Source organism: Pseudomonas sp. EMN2 (assembly GCF_009650555.1).
Lineage (GTDB): Bacteria > Pseudomonadota > Gammaproteobacteria > Pseudomonadales > Pseudomonadaceae > Aquipseudomonas > Aquipseudomonas sichuanensis.
Genome location: NZ_VZZR01000009.1, coordinates 173,734 through 195,919 on the forward strand (window position 1 = coordinate 173,734; position 22,186 = coordinate 195,919).

Annotated in this window: 24 protein-coding genes; 9 read left to right on the plus strand and 15 right to left on the minus strand. The window is 58.0% G+C overall.

Features of this window, described 5'->3' with window-relative positions:
• The first annotated feature begins 11 nt into the window (after positions 1-11).
• On the plus strand, positions 12-1,346 hold the full coding sequence (locus tag F6X61_RS03370) for an OprD family porin (protein ID WP_153785393.1): 1,335 nt from the start codon (positions 12-14) through the stop codon (positions 1,344-1,346).
• A 326-nt stretch (positions 1,347-1,672) separates the two neighbouring features.
• Here F6X61_RS03370 and F6X61_RS03375 read toward each other — a convergent pair whose 3' ends face one another.
• From F6X61_RS03375 to F6X61_RS03410, 8 genes are all read right to left on the minus strand, one after another.
• Complete coding sequence (locus tag F6X61_RS03375) at positions 1,673-2,044, minus strand: hypothetical protein (protein WP_153785394.1); 372 nt, start codon at positions 2,042-2,044, stop codon at positions 1,673-1,675.
• A gap of 566 nt (positions 2,045-2,610) precedes the next feature.
• A complete protein-coding gene (locus tag F6X61_RS03380; protein WP_256671273.1) occupies positions 2,611-3,264 on the minus strand; it encodes an HNH endonuclease in 654 nt (217 codons plus the stop codon).
• Positions 3,265-3,800: 536 nt separating this feature from the next.
• Complete coding sequence (locus tag F6X61_RS03385; protein ID WP_153785395.1) at positions 3,801-4,052, minus strand: hypothetical protein; 252 nt, start codon at positions 4,050-4,052, stop codon at positions 3,801-3,803.
• A gap of 1,180 nt (positions 4,053-5,232) precedes the next feature.
• Complete coding sequence (locus tag F6X61_RS03390) at positions 5,233-5,478, minus strand: hypothetical protein (RefSeq protein ID WP_153785396.1); 246 nt, start codon at positions 5,476-5,478, stop codon at positions 5,233-5,235.
• 95 nt (positions 5,479-5,573) lie between these two features.
• Positions 5,574-5,933, minus strand: coding sequence for a hypothetical protein (locus F6X61_RS03395; RefSeq protein WP_153785397.1), 360 nt, complete (start codon positions 5,931-5,933; stop codon positions 5,574-5,576).
• Between the two features lie 1,081 nt (positions 5,934-7,014).
• The gene (locus tag F6X61_RS03400) at positions 7,015-8,172 is read right to left on the minus strand and encodes a replication protein (RefSeq protein ID WP_153785398.1); all 1,158 of its coding nucleotides are present in this window, start codon (positions 8,170-8,172) and stop codon (positions 7,015-7,017) included.
• A 167-nt stretch (positions 8,173-8,339) separates the two neighbouring features.
• Positions 8,340-9,224: a hypothetical protein gene (locus tag F6X61_RS03405; RefSeq protein ID WP_153785399.1), complete on the minus strand. Its 885-nt coding sequence runs from the start codon at positions 9,222-9,224 to the stop codon at positions 8,340-8,342.
• Positions 9,225-9,371: 147 nt separating this feature from the next.
• Positions 9,372-9,935, minus strand: a complete 564-nt coding sequence (locus F6X61_RS03410) for a hypothetical protein (RefSeq protein ID WP_178125759.1) — start codon at positions 9,933-9,935, stop codon at positions 9,372-9,374.
• 647 nt (positions 9,936-10,582) lie between these two features.
• Between F6X61_RS03410 and F6X61_RS03415 the strand changes: the two genes are divergently transcribed.
• The 3 genes from F6X61_RS03415 (at position 10,583) to F6X61_RS03425 (ending at position 12,869) form a co-directional block, all read left to right on the plus strand.
• On the plus strand, positions 10,583-10,858 hold the full coding sequence (locus F6X61_RS03415) for a hypothetical protein (RefSeq protein WP_256671275.1): 276 nt from the start codon (positions 10,583-10,585) through the stop codon (positions 10,856-10,858).
• A gap of 21 nt (positions 10,859-10,879) precedes the next feature.
• Positions 10,880-11,458 carry an Arc family DNA-binding protein gene (locus tag F6X61_RS03420; RefSeq protein ID WP_153785401.1) on the plus strand — a complete coding sequence of 193 codons (579 nt, stop codon included), beginning with the start codon at positions 10,880-10,882 and terminating at the stop codon, positions 11,456-11,458.
• A 145-nt stretch (positions 11,459-11,603) separates the two neighbouring features.
• Positions 11,604-12,869 carry a GNAT family N-acetyltransferase gene (locus tag F6X61_RS03425; RefSeq protein WP_153785402.1) on the plus strand — a complete coding sequence of 422 codons (1,266 nt, stop codon included), beginning with the start codon at positions 11,604-11,606 and terminating at the stop codon, positions 12,867-12,869.
• 102 nt (positions 12,870-12,971) lie between these two features.
• On the opposite strand, the gene F6X61_RS03430 is transcribed toward F6X61_RS03425, so the two are convergent.
• The 5 genes from F6X61_RS03430 to F6X61_RS03450 form a co-directional block, all read right to left on the minus strand.
• Complete coding sequence (locus F6X61_RS03430; RefSeq protein ID WP_153785403.1) at positions 12,972-13,847, minus strand: hypothetical protein; 876 nt, start codon at positions 13,845-13,847, stop codon at positions 12,972-12,974.
• A 114-nt stretch (positions 13,848-13,961) separates the two neighbouring features.
• Entirely contained in the window at positions 13,962-14,438 is a 477-nt protein-coding gene (locus F6X61_RS03435; protein WP_153785404.1) for a hypothetical protein, read from the minus strand.
• Between the two features lie 70 nt (positions 14,439-14,508).
• Positions 14,509-14,817, minus strand: coding sequence for a hypothetical protein (locus F6X61_RS27180; RefSeq protein WP_153785405.1), 309 nt, complete (start codon positions 14,815-14,817; stop codon positions 14,509-14,511).
• Positions 14,818-14,958: 141 nt separating this feature from the next.
• Positions 14,959-15,657 carry an RES family NAD+ phosphorylase gene (locus tag F6X61_RS03445; protein WP_153785406.1) on the minus strand — a complete coding sequence of 233 codons (699 nt, stop codon included), beginning with the start codon at positions 15,655-15,657 and terminating at the stop codon, positions 14,959-14,961.
• Complete coding sequence (locus F6X61_RS03450) at positions 15,651-16,052, minus strand: antitoxin Xre-like helix-turn-helix domain-containing protein (protein WP_153785407.1); 402 nt, start codon at positions 16,050-16,052, stop codon at positions 15,651-15,653. The genes F6X61_RS03445 and F6X61_RS03450 overlap by 7 nt, the downstream gene beginning before the upstream one ends.
• Positions 16,053-16,187: 135 nt before the next feature.
• Between F6X61_RS03450 and F6X61_RS27185 the strand changes: the two genes are divergently transcribed.
• Both F6X61_RS27185 and F6X61_RS03460 read left to right on the plus strand, forming a co-directional pair.
• Positions 16,188-16,931 carry a hypothetical protein gene (locus F6X61_RS27185; protein WP_256671276.1) on the plus strand — a complete coding sequence of 248 codons (744 nt, stop codon included), beginning with the start codon at positions 16,188-16,190 and terminating at the stop codon, positions 16,929-16,931.
• Positions 16,932-17,026: 95 nt separating this feature from the next.
• Entirely contained in the window at positions 17,027-17,440 is a 414-nt protein-coding gene (locus F6X61_RS03460) for a hypothetical protein (RefSeq protein ID WP_218575527.1), read from the plus strand.
• Positions 17,441-17,968: 528 nt separating this feature from the next.
• Here the strand turns inward: F6X61_RS03460 and F6X61_RS03465 are convergent.
• Together F6X61_RS03465 and F6X61_RS03475 are read right to left on the minus strand one after the other, a co-directional pair.
• On the minus strand, positions 17,969-18,382 hold the full coding sequence (locus F6X61_RS03465; protein WP_153785408.1) for a hypothetical protein: 414 nt from the start codon (positions 18,380-18,382) through the stop codon (positions 17,969-17,971).
• Positions 18,383-19,778: 1,396 nt separating this feature from the next.
• Positions 19,779-20,327, minus strand: a complete 549-nt coding sequence (locus F6X61_RS03475; protein WP_153785410.1) for a hypothetical protein — start codon at positions 20,325-20,327, stop codon at positions 19,779-19,781.
• A 368-nt stretch (positions 20,328-20,695) separates the two neighbouring features.
• Here F6X61_RS03475 and F6X61_RS03480 point away from each other — a divergent pair, with 368 nt between their 5' ends.
• Genes F6X61_RS03480 through F6X61_RS03490 form a run of 3 tightly spaced genes read left to right on the plus strand, consistent with a single transcriptional unit; the run spans position 20,696 to position 22,185 of the window.
• Positions 20,696-21,355 (plus strand): hypothetical protein, encoded by a 660-nt coding sequence (locus F6X61_RS03480; RefSeq protein WP_153785411.1) that lies wholly within the window; start codon positions 20,696-20,698, stop codon positions 21,353-21,355.
• 9 nt (positions 21,356-21,364) lie between these two features.
• Complete coding sequence (locus tag F6X61_RS03485; RefSeq protein ID WP_153785412.1) at positions 21,365-21,742, plus strand: hypothetical protein; 378 nt, start codon at positions 21,365-21,367, stop codon at positions 21,740-21,742.
• Positions 21,742-22,185: a hypothetical protein gene (locus tag F6X61_RS03490; protein WP_153785413.1), complete on the plus strand. Its 444-nt coding sequence runs from the start codon at positions 21,742-21,744 to the stop codon at positions 22,183-22,185. The genes F6X61_RS03485 and F6X61_RS03490 overlap by 1 nt, the downstream gene beginning before the upstream one ends.
• Position 22,186: the final 1 nt, after the last annotated feature.

Below are 22,186 nucleotides of genomic sequence, written 5' to 3' on the forward strand. Positions count from 1 at the left end.
GAGCTCGCTTCATGTACATCAAAAGTCTGCCGGTGGCCGTAGCCCTGGCTACCCTGTCGCTCGGCGCCCAGGCAGCCGGTTTCGTGGAAGACAGCAAAGCCTCGATCGGCCTTCGCAACTTCTACATCATCACCGACAACCGCAACGGCACCGCAAAACCAAGCAAGCAGGAAGAGTGGGGCCAGGCTGCTGTCCTGAACTTCCAGTCCGGCTTCACCCAGGGCACCGTTGGCTTTGGTGTCGACGTTCTGGGCATGACCGCCATCCGCCTCGACTCGGGCAAAGGTACCCACTACAACCCTGAGAGCGTATCGAAGGGCGGCACGGTCTTCCCGACCGACAGCGACGGCCGTGCTGTCGACGACTTCAGCTCCATGGGCGTGACCGGCAAGGTCAAGTTCTCGAAAACCGAAGCTCGTATCGGTACCCTGCAGCCGAAGCTGCCTGTCGTGACCTACAACGACGGTCGACTGCTGCCGCAGACTTTCGAAGGAGCGCAGGTAACCTCCAACGAAATCGACAACTTCACTTTCGTCGGCGGCAAGCTCGAGCATGCCAAGGGTCGTAACTCCACGAACATGGAGTCGCTGACGATCGCAGGCTCCAATGGCAACCCGCAGACCGCGACTTCGAACAAGCGCAGCAACGCCTTCTACTACGGCGGCGCCGACTGGAAAGTCAACAAAGACCTGACTCTCCAGTACTACTACGGCAACCTGGACGACTTCTACAAGCAGCACTTCCTCGGTGCTAACCACACCCTGGCGCTGCCGGTCGGCTCGCTGAAAACCGACCTGCGCTATTTCTACAGCGACTCCGACGGCAAGAACGCGAGCACCGAAGGCCGCCTTGCCGGCTATCGTGCTTCCGGCTACCAGAACAACGGCGAAGTCGACAACCGCACCTGGAGCGCCAAGTTCACTTATGGCCTCGGCGGCCACTCGCTCATTGCCGGCTACCAGCGGGTGAACGGCACTTCTGACTTCCCGTTCCTCAACCAAGGCGACGGCTCGAGCAGTTACCTCATCACTGACGTGCAGATCGGCAAGTTCCAGCGCGCCGGCGAGCGCACCTGGCTTGCTGGGTACGCCTATGATTTCGCCACGGTGGGCATCCCAGGCCTCACATTCAACACGCTCTATCTGAAGGGCGACAACATCAACGCGCCTGGCAGCGATCGCAGCGAGTGGGAGCGTGACGTGTCGATTCAGTACGCTATCCAGGAAGGCCTCTTCAAGGGCGTAGCTTTCCAGGTGCGTAATGCCGCACTGCGTTCCGATGCCGTCGGCCAGCGCGACCAGGACGAAACCCGTGTCATCGTGAACTACACCGTCGCTCTCTTCTAATAAGTCGGGAGCGGTCGAGAAGAAGGCGCCTAGTGGCGCCTTTTTCTTTGGAATGTCATTGATGTGGACTAGCTTTGCCGAATCAATGGCACTACAATGAAATCTCCAGCTTGCTCCTAACCAGGCTGGACTACGTTCAACCCGGTAAGCCTCGGCAAGCCGGGTTTTTTTATGGGTGCACTTAATCGCCATTCAATACATGCAATGCAGTTCTGACCTAGCCGAAAGAGGATGTTGACGGAATAGGGCAGTCGCCCTCCGCATCGTGAAGTTAGTTGCCCCGTTCACTCATGCTGCGTAAGGAAAAATCAAGCGGTGCTGTCGAATTACTTCGACAGCATGTGACCACCCCAAATCTGCCGCGCGGCAAGCCCGCAATGCACATGAACGTGAGCAACAGGTCTGAACAACTCGTTGCGCCAGCTCTCTATCAACGCCTTGAGCGCATCCACTCCTGATACCTCACGTGGCTCACCGACCATCTGGCATAGGTCGCGGCTTCGAGCATGGACTTTGAATTTCCCAGTGCAGCTTGGTACCTGAGAGGTGGACACAGCATCGCGGACCATGAATACCGACTCGGCAAACTCCATCAGAAGGTAGTGATTCCCGCTGCTCGTTGTATGCAGCGTGAAGCCGCGAGAAATCCACATTGAGAAACTTTGGTTAGTTTCATTGCTGAGCTTGTCACTATTCACAAGACACATCCTTGTCTAGAGATTATTGAACTCGACGAGTTTGAAGAATCATTCCTGCAGCCTTCTTGTCGGACAGGCTGTGCACCGATGAAGTGGCGAGAGCTCTAAGGTCATCGTCGCTCTGCGACTGGAGATACAAGGCGTAAGCCGCTCTCTGCTCGCGCCGGCTCCAGAGCAGCCAAGTAACTACCGCTACACACCCGGAAGTGGAGTAGGGGAGTAGATTGCCTGGGCCGCCGGCGAGCCTCTCGAGTTCGAGTAGAACCCATATAGCGAAGATGATTGCCCCATATGTGACGGACACAATAATTGGGCTCAATGCCAAGCAGATCAGCAACCGCTTAAGCCGAGAGTGGCGAGAATTGAGCGCAACGTAGTTCTTTGAAGAGAGCAACATGTCCAAAATTCCAGAACGCTATGCAACGTACAATATCATTGCATGATGCTTGCGGCGAGCGGAATCAAACTCGTACGGAGAGGTGTTGGCGCTGGCGCGACGAAAGGCGGAATCACGGGCCACTCACTGGATGGAGCGCGCGACTGCGGAAGGGATAGGGCCGACGCGATCAGCCGAAGTGAGCTTGCCGGTGGCAGTTTGGGCAGAGTGCGATCGCGTTTTCGACCGTGTCGTCGCCGCCATCGGCTAGCGGGATGCGATGATGGACTTCCAGGTAGGGGGTGTTGTCCGCACGCCGGCGGAAAGGCGCCTGCAGCAGGCACGCTTCACAGTGCCCCTGCGCACGCAGCAGAACCTCGGCGATCACGTCGGGGTTGCGAATGAACTGCCGGACGATGTAGGTGGCGACGCGGGGCGACTTATCCGCGTGAGCCAGGCGCGCCCTGCGCTTGTCGTCCGACATAGCCAGGGACTCATCCACTTGGCGAGCCAGCTCCATGTCGCTGGTGCTGCCGACAGCAGATTGGGCCCCGAGCACGCGCTTGAATTCCTCGTCCAGGTCGCGCAGTCCACGCGAAGGCTGGTTGGAGCGGCCCAGCCGGTAGGTGACATGAGCTCGCAGAGCCTGGAGGCAGGTGAGCAGCTGATTTGGGCCGGCTGCCGATGCTTCCTCGAGCAGCGAACGCACAGCCTCTACACCGATCGTGGATTTCCAGGCGGTGCCGGTGGAGGCGCACCTATACGCCTCGAGGTAAGCATTGGCTGTACGCTGGGTCATCCCCTGTGCGCACAGCTGGCGTTGGGCCTCAGTGAAGCGGATCACGCCAGACTGCACTTGCCGGCCAAGCTGAAACGCGTGTAGTGCTTCCGCCTGTGTCGTTCGGTCTCGAGTCAATCGGCACTGCTCGATGCTGACTGATGGGAGGTGTCGATTTCGAACGAATCACCTGATGGCGAAATTTCACTGACGGTGCCAGCGAGGGTGCGGCCGCAAGGGAGGGTAACTTGCGCGTAAGCCACGTCAGGCACCAGGAGAAGGTCGACGCCGAGGCCGCGGCCGACTTCGAAAACTACTTTGTGGATCGAGGACGTTGCGACGTACGCAGACACCTTCACAGCCTCAGTGCGCGATTTTCTGCCGAGGCCAGGTGCTTGGCCATGGGTGAGGTCGATATCGGCGGGGCCGTCGTATGGCAGCGTTGTGGGGGGCGTAGAGGGCACGGCAATGATCCTTATCGCATGAGTGGAAGCAAAGGATATCGCACTGTGCGGCGGGCGTCTTGCAAGGAGGGAGATAGCGATCGGCCGGAGTATAGAGCGAAGCAGGCCCTCTGCTTGCACGGAGGGCCCAGCCCAGGATCAGTGGTTGCGGGTCAGGTCCATCGGTTCTTTTGGGCAGCCGAAGGTGCAGAACTCAGGATACGCCGCGCCGCCCTCGTTCTGGGTCATCTGGGCGCGCTTGATGTCTGGATCTTCCAGGTATTTGGCAGGGTTGGCGGCCCGGTCAGCTACAGCGCGCGCCTCCAGTTCAGTGATGGCGCTGCAGCCTCCCAATGCGGCCAGGCCAGCAACAGCGACGATTACCGCGACAGCTTTTCCGATCTTCTTCATGTGGCAGTCCTTTCAAGGCAATTGCGGTGCACACACGCACCTAGGTGGCCTGCTCACTGCAGGCTGCGCGCCGGAGGGAGGTTGGAGGTTCCGAGCGCCTGATTCGAATCATAGTTCTGATAAACAGAACACTCAAGGCGTAATTTCAAAATGCCAGCAAATTTTTGATCGAACTCTCGGGCTTGCCGGCTGGAGGGGTTCACTGCGAGGGTTTCATGTCGGCCAGCGTCAGGAACGGTTCACGCTGATGGTTGACAAGGGTGGTTTCAGGCAGTACTTTTTGACCTGTGCCGCGAAGGACGGCCATTATGCCCCCCTTGAGATCCCAGAGATCGATTTGCGTGGAATCAGCAGCAAAGCCAGTGCATCCTTCCACAAAAGCCCGCGTCTAAACGCGGGCTTTTTCGTGGGCGACGTTTAGCCCTGGACAGTCAAGCGGTACCGCGTCGTTCCGATTGCCACGACCTCAACAGTGCGGTACTCAGCGTTCTGTCAGCCCTACAAGTAGAGATCGAGGAGGTTGCCGCACATGGCGTTGCTCAAGTGCTGGTACGACCGCGGATCTTAGTCTTCGCATTCGGTTCAGCTTTCTCAACCTGAGAGCGGACCTCCGCAGCTAGGTTTGCTGCTGCGCGCATCCACACTTGTTGCGCTGCTTGCACTGAAGGGGCTTGCTCCCAGCCCGAGTACCCGTGCGCAGCCACCTGAGCGTCTGCAGCAGCGTTCCATGCACTGTTAGCCGCCCATTCAGCAGCAAGTAACGGGGTCAGTTTTTCGACATTGAGCCGCATAGGGGCCTCATTGGAAGGGGTACTATGGAAAGAGCCCCGTAGCGCCGCTTGCAGCATGGCTGCATTTCAGTCGATGCAGAACAGCGGTTTGGGCTGTTTGAAGCCGCGCGGAAGGCGGTTTGCCTGTGATATCCGCTGCAGGCGTTTGCTCCAGTACTCACGCCAGGTGCCAGAAGGCTTGGTCAACTCGTCGACATATAGCATCGTGACCATACCTTTTCCCACCCACCCTTTGGAGTGGAGTCGTACTGCTTGGTCATTGGATAACAGCTTTTTTGACCTACTGGCACGGCGAAGCGCTTTCACCCTCTTGCCTCTCATAATCGTCCATTCCTCTATTCGATGGCCTGGCAGCAATCATTGCTGCCAGAGCGGGGAGATGCTCGGCGCTACTTGAGCGCCTCTTGCAGAGCTTTGACTGCATCGCCGTACAGCGCCGCTTTCCAACCACGGCCTTTGTGGTCGCCGCGCGTGCGGGGTGGCGCGATGCCCAGGCAAAATGAGCGCTTTTCCTCACAAATGGTCACCGATCCTTGCTGGCGACCTTCTTTCACTGCTGTGATGATGGTGCCGTAAGTGCGGTCCTTCTCAGAGGTCCAACCCTCCGGTAGTGTCGCGTCAATGCTCCAGCTCATTTTCCTGTCCTGTTGTGGGTGGATGCCGAATTTGCACTGCGTCTACTGGCACATCCCAGCTGTTCGCTGGGCTTTGCAGGCCAGGCCGGAGGCTGTCAGAGCAGCTGGATTAGCTGGATGATTGATTCACAGCTAGGCTCAGCGAGCTTATGGTACATACAGAATTGGAATTCTTGATCCTCTTCGTCCCACTCGGCCAGCTGATCGGCATCGAAGGCCCAGCGTTTTCCGGCATAGGTCAACTCTACCCAAACATTGATCGGTGGGGTGATCAAGGACTGAAGGAAGTCGTGATCATCAGCCTCGGCGGTCCACCAGGAGGTCACCGGACCTGTGCCTGCGACAGGATTCGCCGGCACCTCGAACTTGTAATCGTCACCGCCACTGTGGGTGAGACTCCCACGCTGAGAGAGTTCAGCTGCAGGAAGGGATTGCTGAGTGTGAGAGCTGATCATTTACCTAGCCCAGTTGATAATGACGCATGCGCCGACGGCGTCATTGTGGTTCTGTTTAACAGAACAAGTCAAGCAGTTGGACTGCGCAGACGGTTGGAACACCTGCCGAATAGGCAGCCGCTCATTTACCGAGTGCAAAGCTACAGGTTGCGGAGCAGCTGTTGATTTTTGATTAAAAGGCTAAGAGCGGGATAAAAGCGGTTAGGCGGAGCTCAATGCGCTTCGGGGCCCCGTAGTGACGAGCTACGATGGAAAAAATGGGCGCAGCACACCCACATCATAGAGCGGTACAGACCTACAACCTAGAGCGCAGCGGACCTCCAACCCGAAAAATGCGCCGGATTTTGACCACAGAGTTATCCACAAAACGCCTCAGAAACAGGGTGGGTCAGGCCTTCCTGCAGCGGTTCGGCGCGCCAGACCTACAACCCTGACACAAGAAGGAATTCCTGAATTGTGGGTGTGGCGCATTCATCCTCCAACCTGGTGAGGTAGGGAGCGCTGAACCTCCAACAGGCCACCCTGTGATCTCGCATACGGCGCAGCAATCCTCCAACAGGGGGGTGGAATGGGCGCAGCAGACCTACAACAAAAACGTTGTTATTCACAGGGTTAGCCACAGGATCTCAACACGACCTTATCTGCATCGCTAATTCAGCTGGATGTCTGCCAATGTTGAAGGAATGCTGCGCCCGATATGCAGGGCCCAATAGCTCATGTTGGAGGATGAATGCGCCGAACTTGTGCCGGCGGCAAGTACCAGCCGTGTAGGGTTGTAGGTTTGTTCCGCTGAATCGGGTATTCCTGGGCTATCGCTGCTCTACCCGTGCAAAGGTGATGTAGGTTTGCTGCGCTCTACTGCTATGGGAGCAGACCCATAGGGTTGGAGGTTCTGAGAGCCGAACCCTGAATCCTTGGTTAAAGGGAGTGGCGGTTTGTTGGCTTGGGGCGCCAGCAGGGAAGGGGGCTCAGGTAGGAGGTTTGGGGCGCCCAAATTCATCTGAGCCAGGCTCCGTCAAGAGCGGCCGGCCGTTAGCGGATTTGATGTCTCGCTAAGCACGAAGATGAAGGTTTGAAGCGCTCAATAATCTGGCTGGTGGTCGTCGTCTACGAAGATGTTGCCCGCATCGTCCACGTGCTCAACATCTTCATCCTGTGGCTTGTCGGACTGATCGTTGATTGCTTGACGTGCGTCGCTGATCGACACACGGCCATTCACGATGTTCTGCTTCCTGTTCGCTCGCATGGTTTGCTTGCGGAAGGCCTCGGTAGGAAACACCTCGTAGGCGACATCGTCGGTCTTCCGGCGATCTTGAGGGTTCTTGATCATGGTCTCAGTCCATGTGGGCAAGATGACATCCTGCTCCGCGAGGGCTGTCAACGCTTGCCGTATCGCTCGCATGTTGTCCTTCATCTGCGGGGATAGACCGCGCGGGCTGCTCTCCAAGAACGAGATCAGCTTGAACTGATATGGGTGATCTGGAGATGCCTGGACCCAGTAGTGGGACATCCGCTTGAACATGTACCGGCCGAGGTCTGAGCGAATCTTCATCGACGTGCTGTAGTCGTACATGCGGAACTGTTGAGTGCGTATCGCATGCTGAACAAGCGGGTGGAATGTGGCAAAGCATTTGGCTGAACCGTCTTCCAGGTAATCCTTGCGGGTCCGTAGCGCCAGCGAAGAAAGGAGGTTGCCACGGTATGCGTCTTTGTCCGAGCCTCTTCCGGTGGAAACCTCAAGTAGCGAAGAGCTCATGACATCAAGGGCCTCAAGCACCTCCCGTGCACTGTAGGTGTGGTTTGTCCTGGCCAACTCCTTGCGCAACTGGTTGACCGTGAAGTAAACGCCGACGGGGGAGTTGACATCGCCATTTTCGGCGACTCCAAGGTTCCCTTGAACTGCCAGTTTGCGGAGCACCTCTTCGATGATCTCTTCGCGCGGCCCTGGGTAGAGCATGACGCTTTCAACCTCGTCGCCCTTTTTGCGCTCCACAACCGCAGGCTTGATCTTGAGCGCGTACGTGACCCCTCGTGACTTGAATGCCCTGTTGATCACGCGATTTTTGCTTATCTCCTGCTCGGAGATCGACCAGACGTACTTTGGTAGCGCGTCATAGAGCTCGACCGTGTTGCTGTAGTCGGAGTCGGATGCGTCCAGGAGCTCAAACAAGCGCAGCTGAGTGGTCGCCTCGGTGCTCGAGCTGCTTAATGCGTTCGCTCCCTTCTTCGCCCTGGCCATTCACTTCCCCCGCATATTCTGATCGGTAGGTCACCAGGTAACGCCTGGCGACCTCTCGTTATGCCTTCATCATACAAGCACCCACGCGATGCCGCACGTTGGGGTATGAGTGAATGGGCGAGATGCATGGGGAGGGCGCGGACTGGCCAGGTCCTGCGCCAATCAGGTCAGAGCGTTTCGATCATGAGTTGTAGCGGCGCCGCGCTGGCGCCGAGTCTCGTCAGATGTTGGAGGTTTGATGCGCTGAAAAACGCACGCCCCGCTGCCACAACTGCCTGTGCTCTGGCCAAGTGGGTTGGAACCTGGCCAACCCACTTGGCGGTCGCGCCCAATGCCCGCGGCTTCATCATAAGCACGTCCGCCGGCGAGGTCTTGGCCAGGTTGCGTATGGGAGTGATCAGGTTGCTGATCATCAAGGTTTTCGTGTCGCCCTTGAAGAAGTCGAGGCCATCAATCCTGCCGAGTACCACGGTGTTAGTGGGCCATCCAAGGCCGTCATCTGGGCTGCGATTGCTCGTCGCGAAAAATGCCTCTGCTTCACGCTCGGTCATGGGCACTTCCTTTTCGATGGCCGCATAACCGCGCTCCGCTCTGCCTTTGAGGCGCTGGTAGGTCACGGTGCCGACAGCGCCCATGAGGCGTTGCTTCAGCTGGACCAAGGTATGGTAGTCACGGTCCAGCTGCTCGATGAGGGGCATCATTGCGCCAAGGCCTTCAATCATCGTCGTGATGGTGTCGATCCGTCGGCGCCGATCGATGAGCGCGTCAATGCGCTTTCGTTCTCGGTTGAACGAGACCCCGAAGTGAGTCCTGCCGCAGTCACTGCCGATCGCGGTTTCTTTCCCGTCGCTGGTAGAAATCAGATACCCAGTGAGGTGCGGTTGGCGGCAGCTGGCAATCCCGCAACTGACTCGATCCTGGAAGCGGTAGGGGGCCAGGACTGCTCCGAAACGGCGCTGGGCATGAGGGAAGAATGCTAAAGCCTCCTCGAAATCCGGCCTGGCCCGCAGATCGTCGTAGCTTGAAATGAGCTCCGGTTCTTCAGTCAACAACTGGTCAATCTCCAAATCATTTGGTGATGGCAGGGTGCTAACTGTATTTAATCACAGTGTCGGGTGGTGTGGTGTTCAACTGTCCCTGGAGGGATGCTGCCCCCAGCTGGGGACTGGACGCGCAGTCGAAGCCCCTGAGGTATGAGATCAGTCTGCCTCAGTGGGGCGCGGACGGTCGGCAGCCTCCCACTGCTCGAAGATCTCTCTATGCCTCGCCAAAAAATCCTGTTGCTCGGCGTCCTGCTCAGCGAGCGCATCGAACACCCGCGTCGGCCAATTCATGAAGGTGACATCCCTCATCTCGTTGTTGAATGCGTAGATGCTGGCGCAGGTGGCCCGGTTGGCGCCGCCTGGATACAGCGAGTAGCGGAAGCGGTCACGGATCTCGATCACCTCCATAACTCGGACCTGGGCTATGATCGCGAGGACAATCAGAATCGCCTGGGTCATTTCACTGACGTTCTTGCCGACCTTGCGCAAGTAAGCTGGGCGTTGACTTACAGGTTTGGCTAACAGCTCCCGGATGAACCCTTCGGATTCCGTTTCGAACGTGTGAAGTTCCTCAACTGTAAGGGCATCGAAGGTCTCTTTTACCTGCACCAAGTCGAAGGACTGCTTCAGCCAAGCTGCCAACGCCAGTGCATCCTGCCAGGCAAACTGCTCGTAGCGAGCCATATGCGCATCGCGCGGATCTGCTTTTTGCCGCCTCATACCCCAGAATCCCTAAATCCAGCTGATATTTTTGTGATGACCACTTGATCGCCGCACGCAGATTGCGGGGCCTGAGCCTAATAGGCTGGCGGGGTCTGCCGCAAGGGATTAAGGAATGCCACTTGATCAGTAAACCTTAGGCAGTCGCAGCTATTGCCAGCAAAACCTAAGACAGTCGCATTAATTGCCACAGGATGTCGCAGCCACCGGCTGAAGCCTTCGTCAGTCAGGGGGCGCATTCATTCAGGAGCCGACACGCTGGTCTCGGAGGCCCAAAACCTTCGCTGCGCTGGCCGGCTTTCTGGTACCTCCAGTCGGCAATGCATAAAATACAAAACTGTCCCAATCCTGCCAGTCACCGCCAGCACCACTTGGCGTGCAGAGTAAAAACTGTCGCAGCTCACCCTGCTATCCCTGTGTGCTTGGGCCTTGCCGTCGTGCAAGCAGAGGTGACCACTTCTCGCTGCGACAGTTTTTAATCTCAGAAACAGTTTTTAATCTTCAAGATCACGCGACCCGCGCGCCGGGCCGTTGCTTGTTCTGATGAATGGAACTAATATTGGCCCAAATCAAGATTTGGCCTGCCGACTGCGCAGCCACTCCGAATTATGGTGACCACTCTGAGCCTCCCCACGAACGAGCACGGCGTGCCGCAATACCCAAAAGGACACACGGGCCGACTGTGGGTTGTCCTTGCGGCGATCAAGCAAATTAAGAACCCGACCGTCGTCAAGATTGCGAACCTGACAGGCCTGAGCAAAGGCAATATCGACAAGTACGTGCATGACATTCAAGAAGGCCTGGGGGTCACCATCTCCAAGGAGAACGCTGTTTTTTCCATTCAAAGCTGGGGCGTTCTCATCAAGCCAGAAGAGGTTACTCAGTGCTTGACTGTTCCGATAAACAGAACAGATACTAAGTAAAACTCGAAATCTGGAACACCCATGGCTACAGAACTTTCTAGCATTGCAATGGCGGCCCTGAATCGCCATCTCGGGATTATCAAGCGCGGACCGGTCCTGCCGAAAAAAGTTGATTCGCGAACGGCCGACAAGTTTGTAATCCGAGGGAACGAGCAACTGTTCTCTGAGCTGGCAGGCCTCGCTCTCCTACAAGGGCGCTCACGCAACTCTGAAATAGCTGCAGCGATCGTGGAAGGGCTGGGCGCTTTCGAGCGCAGTACGGCGATCAATGAAAGCCTCAAGAAAAGCCTAGGCCCCGAGGTCTCGGAAACGGTACTCGCCCAAGTTCCAGACTTCCAAGGTGGCCGAGCTGAGCGCGACTCCAAGTTCGTCGTGCGGTTTCCTGATGCAGTACGAGAAAAAGTCCGTACTGGCTTGGAGGATGTATGCCGGGAAGGTGGCGTGGGCCAATCGATGAACTCGTGGTACTTCAAGGTCCTGGTGCGCTGGATCAATATCCAGCGCCAGCAGTACGCGCTTCTTTCCGCCGAAATCGCCTTGAGCAAGGCCATTGCCGGCCAAGCAGAAGCGCCGACGAAGGCGGTAGTTTTCCAAATCTAGCCTCAGTGCTGCCTGTCGCCTAGCGCTGAAATGCATCGATCGTAGCCATTCCAGGCGCCCTGATTTCAATGTCACTCCCACGGCCGGTCTGCTTTCGCTGCCGGCCTCTCTTCGTTCCGAATACCCCACAAGGAGTTAGGTACACATGGTGAAGGTCGTCGTTTTTGATAGCACGCCTCTGGAGCACGTCACTCGTCAGGTCCTGCGCCTGGTGGAGGACAACGCTTCCGAGCTGAGCAGCTGGAGCATTCCACGCAGCAATATCCAGTACGAATTTCATCAGTGGGCTCTGGTCGCCGAGGTGAAGCAGTACCTGCAGTTGATGGGCAAGCTGAGCAGCGCGCCAAGCGAGCTTGCTGTTGCGCTCGATGACGCGGCCAACGTGATCGGCTTCGTCCTCTATCTGCCGACGCCTACCAATCCAGAGGCCTGCGGTATCAGCTACATGGCTGTCGCTGCCGGCGCTCGGCGCCAAGGCGTGGCCCGCGCGATGATGGAGCAACTGGTAGAGCGATATCCGCACGTGGAACTTACCTGCGCTGTTCACCTGGTACCGCTTTACGAGCGTATTGGATTCCAGGTCATTGAAGGCAGCGATCACCCTACCCAGGTGGTTATGAACACGCGGAGCTACAGCACAACCGCTGAGATGAGGCCGCTAAACGTCGAAGACCTCTTTCATTCGGAAGAAGCCCAACGTTTCAAACAACGCTTTGTGCGAGAGCACGGCCGGGCTGCTGTTGTGCAGTCTGATGAGCAGATCTATCGGCACATCAAGCAGCTCCAGCAGCAGGTGCAATTCTACGTGAGCAACCGCCGTGCAGTGCGCTGGATGGCTGGCGCTGAATCACTGGCGGCCGCGGTACCAGATGGCCAGGTGCTGCTCAGCACCTTCGAGGTGGTACTGCGGTTTCTCGTGGACAACGGGCTTTGGGGGGCGTGCCATGACTCCTCGGCGATCCTCTACATGCTGCTTCTGGAGCAGGGCGTCCAGGCTGAGCTGATCATCGGTGAAGTGCACGCCCAGGGCATGTATTTTGACCACAGCTGGGTTGAGGTGGGCGGCCTCATCTATGACCCCGCAGTCGGCTTCCCGCGCAGCGAGGAGGGCAAGTACGTCGGCCCCTCCGTCTTCGCATCGCGTGAACTGGGAGTGCTTCAAGTGACGGACTTGGGGTTTGGCGCTGTTAGCCCGCAGGGCTTCTGCGAGACCGCCCAGGAGGTGGCCACCTTCAACTTGAAGCAGTACGCAAAGAAACAGCCAGCTGGTACTGGCATTTGGGATGTCGCGCCAAGGCTTGCGGCGAAGCTCGGCATGAAGCGAATTCCGCGTGATTTCAAAGCGAAATACGGGGCCCATACTCGAACCCTGCGCAAGGTCGAGGGGGCCGTTCCGGTGACTGTTGGCTAAGTGCCGCGGGCCGAAAGGGTGGGGCGGCTGCCGCCCCGCCAATCGGCGATGTGGCGCGAGTTGGCGGGGCTCAGGCCTTCTAGCCCGATGCTCGGGCTCAAATCAGCAAACTATCACTGAGGCAGAGAACCCAGAGGAGCTGCTGGCTCCTGGCTGGCTTGACGGCTGATGCGTGTCCCCCGCGCGCGTAGCGCCGAGATACAGCAGAGAGTTGGCCACCAACGCCAACCCGCGTCGGAGAACAGGAAGCTTAGTGGTTAGGTCATGGACTTGAGTTGGTACTGAGACTACCGCTTTGCCATGAAGCGCCTCCATTCGCTTGATCAACTCCTCAATCTGCGCTTCCACTGCCTTATTGTTTTCTACAATTTGATGAACGGAGCGTTCGAGTGCATCCCTTACACTTAGATCAGGGTTGGATATCTCGACCGAACAGCCAAAGAATGGCTCCCCCGCCTCAACAAGCCAGAAATCAGTTCTATTGAATTGTGTTTTTGTCACAAAATCCAAAATCAGTCTTGATGGCTCATCTTTGGGTTTGAACCATGTAACGAACACGCCTTCGATGGATACATCATCTTGCTCTAACTTGTCGTTACGCCCGAAATGGAGGTAAAAGCTATCCGCTATAGCTGGTAGGGCCCACAGCGGCACAGTGCTTACGTCTGTAGATAGGAGCGTCGGCACGTGATCGCTCAGGTCAAAGATTAATGCTCCCCCGCCCATGAAAGAGCCAAAGGTTTGAACGTTAGTGATTTCTGCCTGTGCCGGACCAGGGCCGGCAGGTCGGCCAAGTTGCGCAATTGATGACTGAATTGAGAACATTAGTTTTTCACTTATGAACTTGTGTCTTTCAGCCTTTCCAAGCCTCACCTGTTCAATGAATTCCGTTCCAAGCCGCTGAGCGAAAGGTCGCGTGGCTGCATACCGTAGCGGCGCGTAAATTGAGTTGGTTCTCATTTTTTGCTGCTTGGACATGATGTTCCGCCAGATAGTTAATTGGCTAATAGAAATGGAATAAGCCAATAATGGACCATCCACTCCACACGGTAAATGATTCGAGGGCCACGGTTGCCGTAGCTACAGCAGGATTTACAACTCGGCGTAGATCTTCTTAACGCGCTCAGTAGCAGGGGCCGCCTCGCGTGAGGCACTGCCGTAGTAGAAGCGTGTGACCGTCGCCCACACGTCGTCGCGCTGGCCGTTCTCCACCGATTTGTTCGCATACCACCAAGCAGCTGCGCGGTAGTTTGTACAGGCGTCGTCTTTGACCGCCGCCTCGAGCACGCCAAGCCCCTTTGCCATCAGAGGTATCGCAGGAGCGCCCAGCCCCATCGGGCCATAGGAATTTCTCGCCTCGGGAGATGGGGCGGAGACGGTGCCTCCCTCGGCTAGGGCCATTGCCTTGAACAGCTTTTCTGGTACTGAAAATTCCTGCGCGGCAGCTGTGGCGCATGCTGGGAGGGCGGCTGCCTGAGCTTTCAGATGCTTCCGCACGTCAGCAGAATTGTTGCCAGCATTACAGCCGACCAGGCCGGACAAAATTGCAATGCAAAGTAGTTTTTTCATGGAGGTCCTCTCGTGATGCTCTAGCGCCCGCTCGACAGGCTTGGCGCCGCTAGTCTTGATGCGATTGCACCTAGTCCCCCAGGATGAAGTGCTTAGGGTTTGCCCACTCTTGAAAGTAATGCTGGAAGGTTTCACGATCAGTGCCGACGTAAGTGAGTTGCACATGCGGCCAGCGCTTCCGCGCAACTTCAACCGCTGCCGCCATGGCGCGGGTGTCCAGGATGGTCTCCAGCTGCGGCTTGCTGCTCCGGAAACCACGCATCGCCTTGTACTGGGTCGTCACATTCTCCTGGCTGGTGAGCGTCTTGCCGCAAATTCGACTGGAGCGCAGGCCGGTGCGGATCGATTCCTTGCAGGTCGTCGGCTTGGTCTTCTGCATGACCTTGACGCTCCCGCACTCACTGCATGTTGCTGTCCAATACTTCATGGGTGAACCTTGTCTGCGCCGCGCCGTCGCGGCTGTTGCCCTTGAGTTGCTGGCGCCAAAGACGTGCGCCGGCGTTTAGGCCGGCGCTATGCCTCACGCGCTGGAGACGAGCTTGTTGACGCTGGTGATCTGCTTGTTCCAGACCATCTCGTAATGGCTCGACTGGATGATCGACGCAACGTGTCGCGGGGTGGTCAGTGCCCAGCAGGTGTTGCCCGGTGAACGAACCGAGTGATAGCGCAGGCCTGCGGCCTTCGCCTTCTTCACCTCGCGGCCCAAGGCCCTGGACGCGCTGTAGTCGCCTGGCGCGTAGATCGAGTGCGACAACGGAAGCACCGTCGCATCCAGCACCCCAACCTCGTCGAACTGGCAGGCCAGGCCTCGGAAGACGAAGCGCTCGTAATTGAGCCCATGCACTTTGCTCCAGTACGCCTCCTGATGGTGACGAACCTCGGCGATGGCTGTCTCCATGGTGTCGGCCAGATACAGCATACCGAAAGTACCATCGCCGAAGCGGGAGCCGTCTGGGTTCACATGGGTGAACGGCGCTGTGGCGTATGAGCAGCCGGTGATGCCGAACGGGATCTCACTGTGTGGGATTAAGTTGATGGCGCCGACTTCGTTCTGCAGGCGCGGGTTCGTCATGGCTTGAATTGCGTACAGAATCTCGAACTCGTCGGCGCTGGCCACGTCATCAAACAGAGCGATCGGCGGAAACTTGGAGTTCACCAATCGATACGACTTGATGTTGTCGCCACCACGCAGCGTGGCCAGTTCAGCGGCTGTTACCATTGGGCACCTCGCGACACGTCAATGCGGCGGAACGTTTCGTACAGGTTGATGAACGAGCCGGTGGCCATGATATCCAGAGGGGCCTTGCCCTCGAAGAACTCGTTGTCGTTCGGCATTTTGGGGAAGCCGTACACGTTCTCTGGGTTGTCGAAGATCGTGCGCAGAGCGGCATGCATGTTCAAAATGAGACTGACACGAGCAAGCTGATCACTGTCCAGGCTCACAACACGGCCCTGTTCCTTGGCGCGCGAGTAGGTGCTACGCGAGATGCGAAGAGTGCTCTCAATTTCCTTTTGGGTCGCAGACCAATTCTCCATGATCTTGACAGCGGCACGCAGCGCGACTGCGCCCGCATCCTTTGTGGATGGTGCCCGTGCAGTAGTTGCTTGGCTCATGCTCAGTACTCCGGTAAATCTGATCTATGGACACAAATATAGCAAAAGATGATCTACAGAGCAATGCGCGCCCCTTTACATGTTCTATTTAATGGAACATTATTTTGGCTTCCGGCATCTCTACAGGGCATGAAAATGAGTGACACCCTCAAAGCAAGGAACGCTGCGCTGTGGACTGGCGCGGGCTATGAAATCGTGAACACCGGCAGCCAGCAGTGGGCAGCGCAGAAAATCGTCAACGGGGTCTTGTTCTCGGTGGTCGACAATGCAGAGTCGGACATGCCAGACCCCGATGGCCACCTGAGTGTCTCCGCCTTTGACGCCGAAGCCTTGGAGTACCTGGATGCTTGTTGGGAAGTCGAAAACCTCACCCAGATCGGACAACTGATTCCCATCTGGCTGCACGAGATGGGGCGTGGCCAGCCAACAGAACCGGCGCCAATCAACTTGGTGGAGCTGGCCCTGCAGCGCGCCTTGAGCGCGTATGCGGGGAAGGTCGACAAGGGCGGGCAACCCTACATACTGCACCCTATTCGCGTAATGGCTGCATTCACCCACCCCGTTGCGCAAGCTGTTGCCTTGCTGCACGACGTGATCGAAGACTCGGCTACTACTGCCGAGGAACTGAGGGCAGATGGCTTCCCTGAAGCTGTGGTGGCCGGCGTGTTGCTGCTCACGCGCCAGCCTGGCGAGTCCTATGCTGATTACATCGAGAGGGCTGGCTCTTCGGCCCTGACGAGGCGAATCAAGCAGGAAGACCTCAGGGATAACATGGACTTCAAGCGACTGACGCAGGTCACCCCAAAAGATCAAGAGCGCATGGCAAAGTACCTGAAGGCGTGGCGTCGGCTGGAGGAGCTGGAGCGGGCTGCCCGTTGAAAGCTGCCATCATCAGGGGGGGGGGAATATTGGCTTTACAGTTCCGTTAAAAGGAACTATAGTGGCCACATATCCCTTTGAATCTGGAGCTAGACATGCAGCAAGCCGCCACCGCAACCACCCTAGAATGCATTTGCTGCTCGGCCACCTTCGTTGACAGCTTGAACCTGAAGTACACCCGCTGCGAAGGTTGCCGACGGGAAGTTTCCGAGACGATCCTGAAGCAGCTCGGCGGTGCTCGCTTTCTGGCGATGACGGGTGCGAAGCACCTGATGTTCTGCGATGGCAACCTGCGCTTTAAACTCAGCAACAACTTCGCGAAAGATGGGATCAACTTCGTGGACATCCAGCTGACCAAGGCCGACCTTTACGAGGTCAAATACTCCAAAATCACCCACTCACGCACGAAGGGGCCGCAAGAGTTGATAATCGCCCGCGACAGCATGGTCTACGGCGATATGCTCCGATCGACCTTCACTGCCGCCACTGGGCTTTACACCTCGCTCTGACGCATTTGGCGGTGTCCTGCCGTGGGCACCGTTCGCAGTCTGACCTGAAAACCCAGTCTTTGATGCCATGGAGGCCAAGACGGATGCGGGCCCGACGTGATAAACATTGCATTCGACCTGGTACATCGCTAAAGTTGGTGCGTCGAATCGCTTCAGTGCAAATCGCGGTTTCAGATCTCCTATCCGAACCGCCCGAGAAACCGCCCATAGGGCGGTTTTTTTGTACTTGAAGATTTGGTAGCCCAGGGTCGCGGCTAGCGAGGCTCCCCTGCAGATTCACTCGTCTTCAGGCGTGAGGTCTACTGCCCCACCGACGGCGCCGCCTGTGAGCGTCATCCTAAGGCAAGCGGCCTAATCGGTGTAGGTGATGGCCGCACTGGTCTGCCACCTGGTGGCGGCGGCTGTGGTGGGGGAGGATCGCCATATCCGTTATACAGGGCGTCGTTCATCTCGCGAGCTCGCTGCATCCTTATGACTTCGGCACCAGTGCATGAGTGCTGGCGCCAGTAGCGACGAGCTTCGCACCGGTCAACGAGCAGCAGTGGAAAGCCAGACCGATGGGCAGCAGCCATCAGGCCTGTCAGGAAGGTATCCCAGTCGCAACAGCGACGGTCCACCCATAATTTCTTGCGTGTCATGCTCAGCCTCGTTGCTGCTCTGCAGAGGGTGATGTACTGGTGGGCGCGCCGAGTACTTTGACTCGATTACCACCTGCGGCGAATGCTCGGTGTGCAGTCGCCATTTACCTTCCACTGTCCCCTCAAGGTGGCCATGGGCCTTGCACCCGCCGTTTACAGTTGGAGCGCCAGCCAACACGCAGGCGGCTTCATTGCTGGTGATGAACACCTGAGCTGGCTCGATGACCTGCTGGGCGAAAGCAACCTTGGTCGCGCCCCAGATGATGAGCATCATCCAGCAGATCTGCAGCAGGAAAGTCTTCAAGGAACGCTCCAAACGTGTTGATTACGGTAGGTGCCTGCGCTGGGAAGCAGCTTGCGGGAAGGTACAATGCGCAGCGGAGGCGCCAGCAGCTTGACCGTATGATACGCTGATAATACATTTGCCAACATGACGTTGGCCAAATCGCGGGATTGAGACACAAATGACAGGTGAGCAGTTCGACTTGCTCGTTGAACTCATGGGCGGGACTGCTACAAGCCCCGCGAGCAGAGCAGCCAGACTTGTGCTAGTGGAAAGCTGGAGGCCTGCGGACGCAGGGCGTGAAACCGGCGCCACCCGGCAGACTGTTCATATCACCGCTAAGCGCTACTCGGCGGCGCACGAGAAAGTGCGCGCAGCATATTGCGTGCTGAAGTCATAGCTCGGCCGCGGGCAGGGCACACTCCACATGCCCTGCCGCCTCAGCAGCGGGTCGCTGCTTCCTACCAGATCAGCACTTGATCGAGCTCTCCAGCTTCTCTTTGGACTTGTAGCGGGCGCGTTCGCCGACAATTAGCCGCCACATCCAGGAACCGGTGCGTTGCTCGGGATCGCTGGGGTGTGTTTTCCGTGAATTCGTAAGTCGTTGATAAACCTCGTGACCTTGCTCATCCCGCTGCGGGCGAGGAGGCGGTGGTCAGTCGCTGAGCGAAGGGGCCAGCTGCAGGCCGAGCACGTGCGCATCGAGGCGGGGCGTGCCATAGGGATCACCCCGCGGCCGGCGCCAACGCCGAGCAGCGGCGAATGGCCATCTACGGGGCCAGGCCCGCCGGCGAAAGCAGCTGCACAACGGACTCAAGTGCATCGACAGGAGCAGCTGCAGCGACGGCGCGGAGAGGGCAGAGCAGGCCCAGGGCGAGAGCCGGCTCGGTTTGGATCGCCAATCCAATAAAGTAGTCCATCCTCCCAGGGGCGGGGTTCCTACGCGGCACCGCCCCCTGCGGGGGCTACCTGTACGGGCTGCTGCGCCGGCCTGGCCGCCGGCGACTTGCTCGGTGCGCGCCGGCATCGCCTGGCCGCCGCCGGCGTGAGGGTAACCCCACCTGCAGGGACTCGAGGAGCGCCGTGCACCCTTTAAAAGTAGTCCATCCTCCCCACCCCCTAGCCTGGAAAGGAGTCCCGCCCCCTACGGGGGCTACCGGCATGCGGCGCTTTTTCTTCCTGATTACCCGCGGGCGGAGCCCGCGTCACGCGCAGCGTGCCATACCTCAGGATAGGGCCAGTTTATCCTGTTCTGGTGTGGTCTTGCGCTGTGGAGTGGGGCGGGGCGCTTCTACGTCTCCGTAGTAAAGCTTCACTACGTTCCCGTAGGAGAGCTTTCTTACGGAGCCGTGGTGAAGCTTTACTACGTCTTCGTAGAAGCGACGTGTGCGCGCCAAGATGGAGCCGTACTGGATGATTATCCGAGGCTTGGAGATCGCGTAGGAGTGGTGACGTGCTGTTGCGAAAGGTTCAGATCATTTTTGGGGCAGCGCTCTACCGAAAACCAGAACGTGTTGCCCTCATAAGTCGAGGAATTCGGGCATTTCTCACCGACTAAGCCGAATTTCTGCTCAACGAAACCTGGACCGCAGAGCTCGTCGATTTCTTGCTTTGTCATGGTGTCGTCTCGTTCGATGGTTCCGTCCGCACCTTTCATGACAATTCGATACCGTAGTTCGTATAGCGTTGGATCTGCTAGCTCGGTGGAGCCTGGATTGAGCAATTGTGCTGCGCTTGGTCCAGGGGTGAGATCGTGCCGATTCACCAAAGCTTCGACAGCGATTTTTTGTGCCAGGTCTTCCAATGTATCAAGAACCGCGGCCAGCTGCTTTGCCACACTCGAACCGGGTGGAACAAGTGTTTTCATATTGTCAAGGACATGGTCTAGGACAATCGATTTAATACGTGCAGTCGTGAAAGGAGCTGGTGTTGCTTCGATCTCTGCCGCGTCGCGATCAGTATCCATGAGTATTCCGCACACGTGTATTTACAACGTACAATAACACAGTACGAAGCCACGCCAAGACGCTGAGCCTGCTGCCTACGGTAATTCAGTACATACGGTCTCGCTTCTACGAAACCGTAGTAAGGCTTCACTACGTCCACGTAGGAGAGCTCTACCACGCCCCCGTAGTAAAGCCTTACTACGTCGACGTAGAAGCGGGGCGCCCCGACCGGGCACCAAGCCCACACCGGTGTTGGGTTGGAATGGGCGTCCAAAGGCCGCCTGCGGCGGGAGAGGGAAGAGCAAAGCAGTACCAGGTAGGGCAGGGGGATAAAGGGTGCCCCCGAAGGGGGCGGGCGGGGTTTGTGTCTGGGTCCCAGATGGGGAGGATGGACTATTTTTTAGGGGGAAGGGTGGTCTGGTTCACATCTTTTGAACTCAAGCCATTGCGCGCCGGGCAGGTGGTGGTGGCGCCGGCGGGCGCCGGTGTCGCTGCCTATCGGTCTGTGCACCGCGTCGGCGGTACCGGGTTGGAGTGGCTGCTGTTGGATGCAGGCTCGAACCAGGCTCGTGCTGCGGTCGCGGCCTATGTGCACTTCAGCGGCGCCAAGGCCTCCGCGGTGCCACGGCTTGCAGTGAGTCGCCGCCAGGCCGCGCAGTTGTGCGCCCATCGCGCAGCGTTGCTGGCGCTGAACTGCAGCACGTGCACCAGCCAGGTCCACCTGTGCGCGATCGACCAGGTCCTGCAGGCGGTCGCCGGCCGCAGTTGCCGGTTCGCGCTCGAGCAGTTGCCAGGCCTGGGTCTCGACATCGATGCGTCTCCCGATCGCCAGGCGCTGCAGCTGGCCATCAACACCGGTGAAGCGCACCTGGACATCGCCACGCTCGATTACCTGGATATTCGTCCTTGCGCCGCCGGCGGGATCGCGGCCGCATCGATGTGGATCACCACTTACGCAACACCTGCAGCAATCAACCATCTCGTTGACCTGGCCGCCCATGATGACGTGGCCAGGTCTCTACTCACGTACCGTGCACGATCGGCATAGGACACACCCATGGCTGACGAAATCTTCGAAGTTGCGGTATCTCGCTTCACGTTTGCCGGCGCTGAGCTGCTGGCGCAAGACATGGTCTCCGGCCTGCGGCAGGTCACTCATCGCGAGCTGCTGGAGCTGCTCTGCCTGCATCAGCTGCAGTACATCCAGTCCACGCTGCACATGGGCAAGTCGCTGGCGATTGGCTCGGCCGACCTGGCGCCGGCCGGAAGCAAAACCCGCCAGTACAACGCGATGATCATCCTCACCATCGACGATCGGCGCCCAGTTGAGGCTGACGCCCAGGTCATTGCCAGCAGGGGCAATCTGGAAATACGCCAGCAGTTTGTGGATCCGTCTGCAGCCCGCTCCAACCACTCCAATGCCAAGGTAGCCTGATGCTTCCGGCAATGAGCGAATGTGCGCCTCGGCCGAGCTGGTCACGCAGATTGCTGTCGAGGCTGTTTCGACCGAGGCAGCAGATCTGGGATGTGTTCGCCGGCGCCAGCTGGGTTGGCACGATTAGCGCCAGTACGCCACAGCAGGCCATTCAGCTGCTGCAGACCTTCCCGAGGTGCGAAGCGCTGCGGCTGCTGACAGTACCTGAGCAGCTGGCAACCGTCCGCGAGAACATCCGCGCCGCTCACGTAGCAGGCGCATCCGCATATGACACGAGCGTTCGGCTCTCCTGGAACATAAATTGCCTCGGCCGCCTGTGGCGCTGTGGCTGCGTCAATGACGATTTGTTCCTGGAGCTGAGCGTCAAGACAGTTTCCGTGCGCCTCGAAGAGGCGCGCCAGGTGACGGAGCTTATCTCCGCACCATCATGCATTGAGGGGTAAA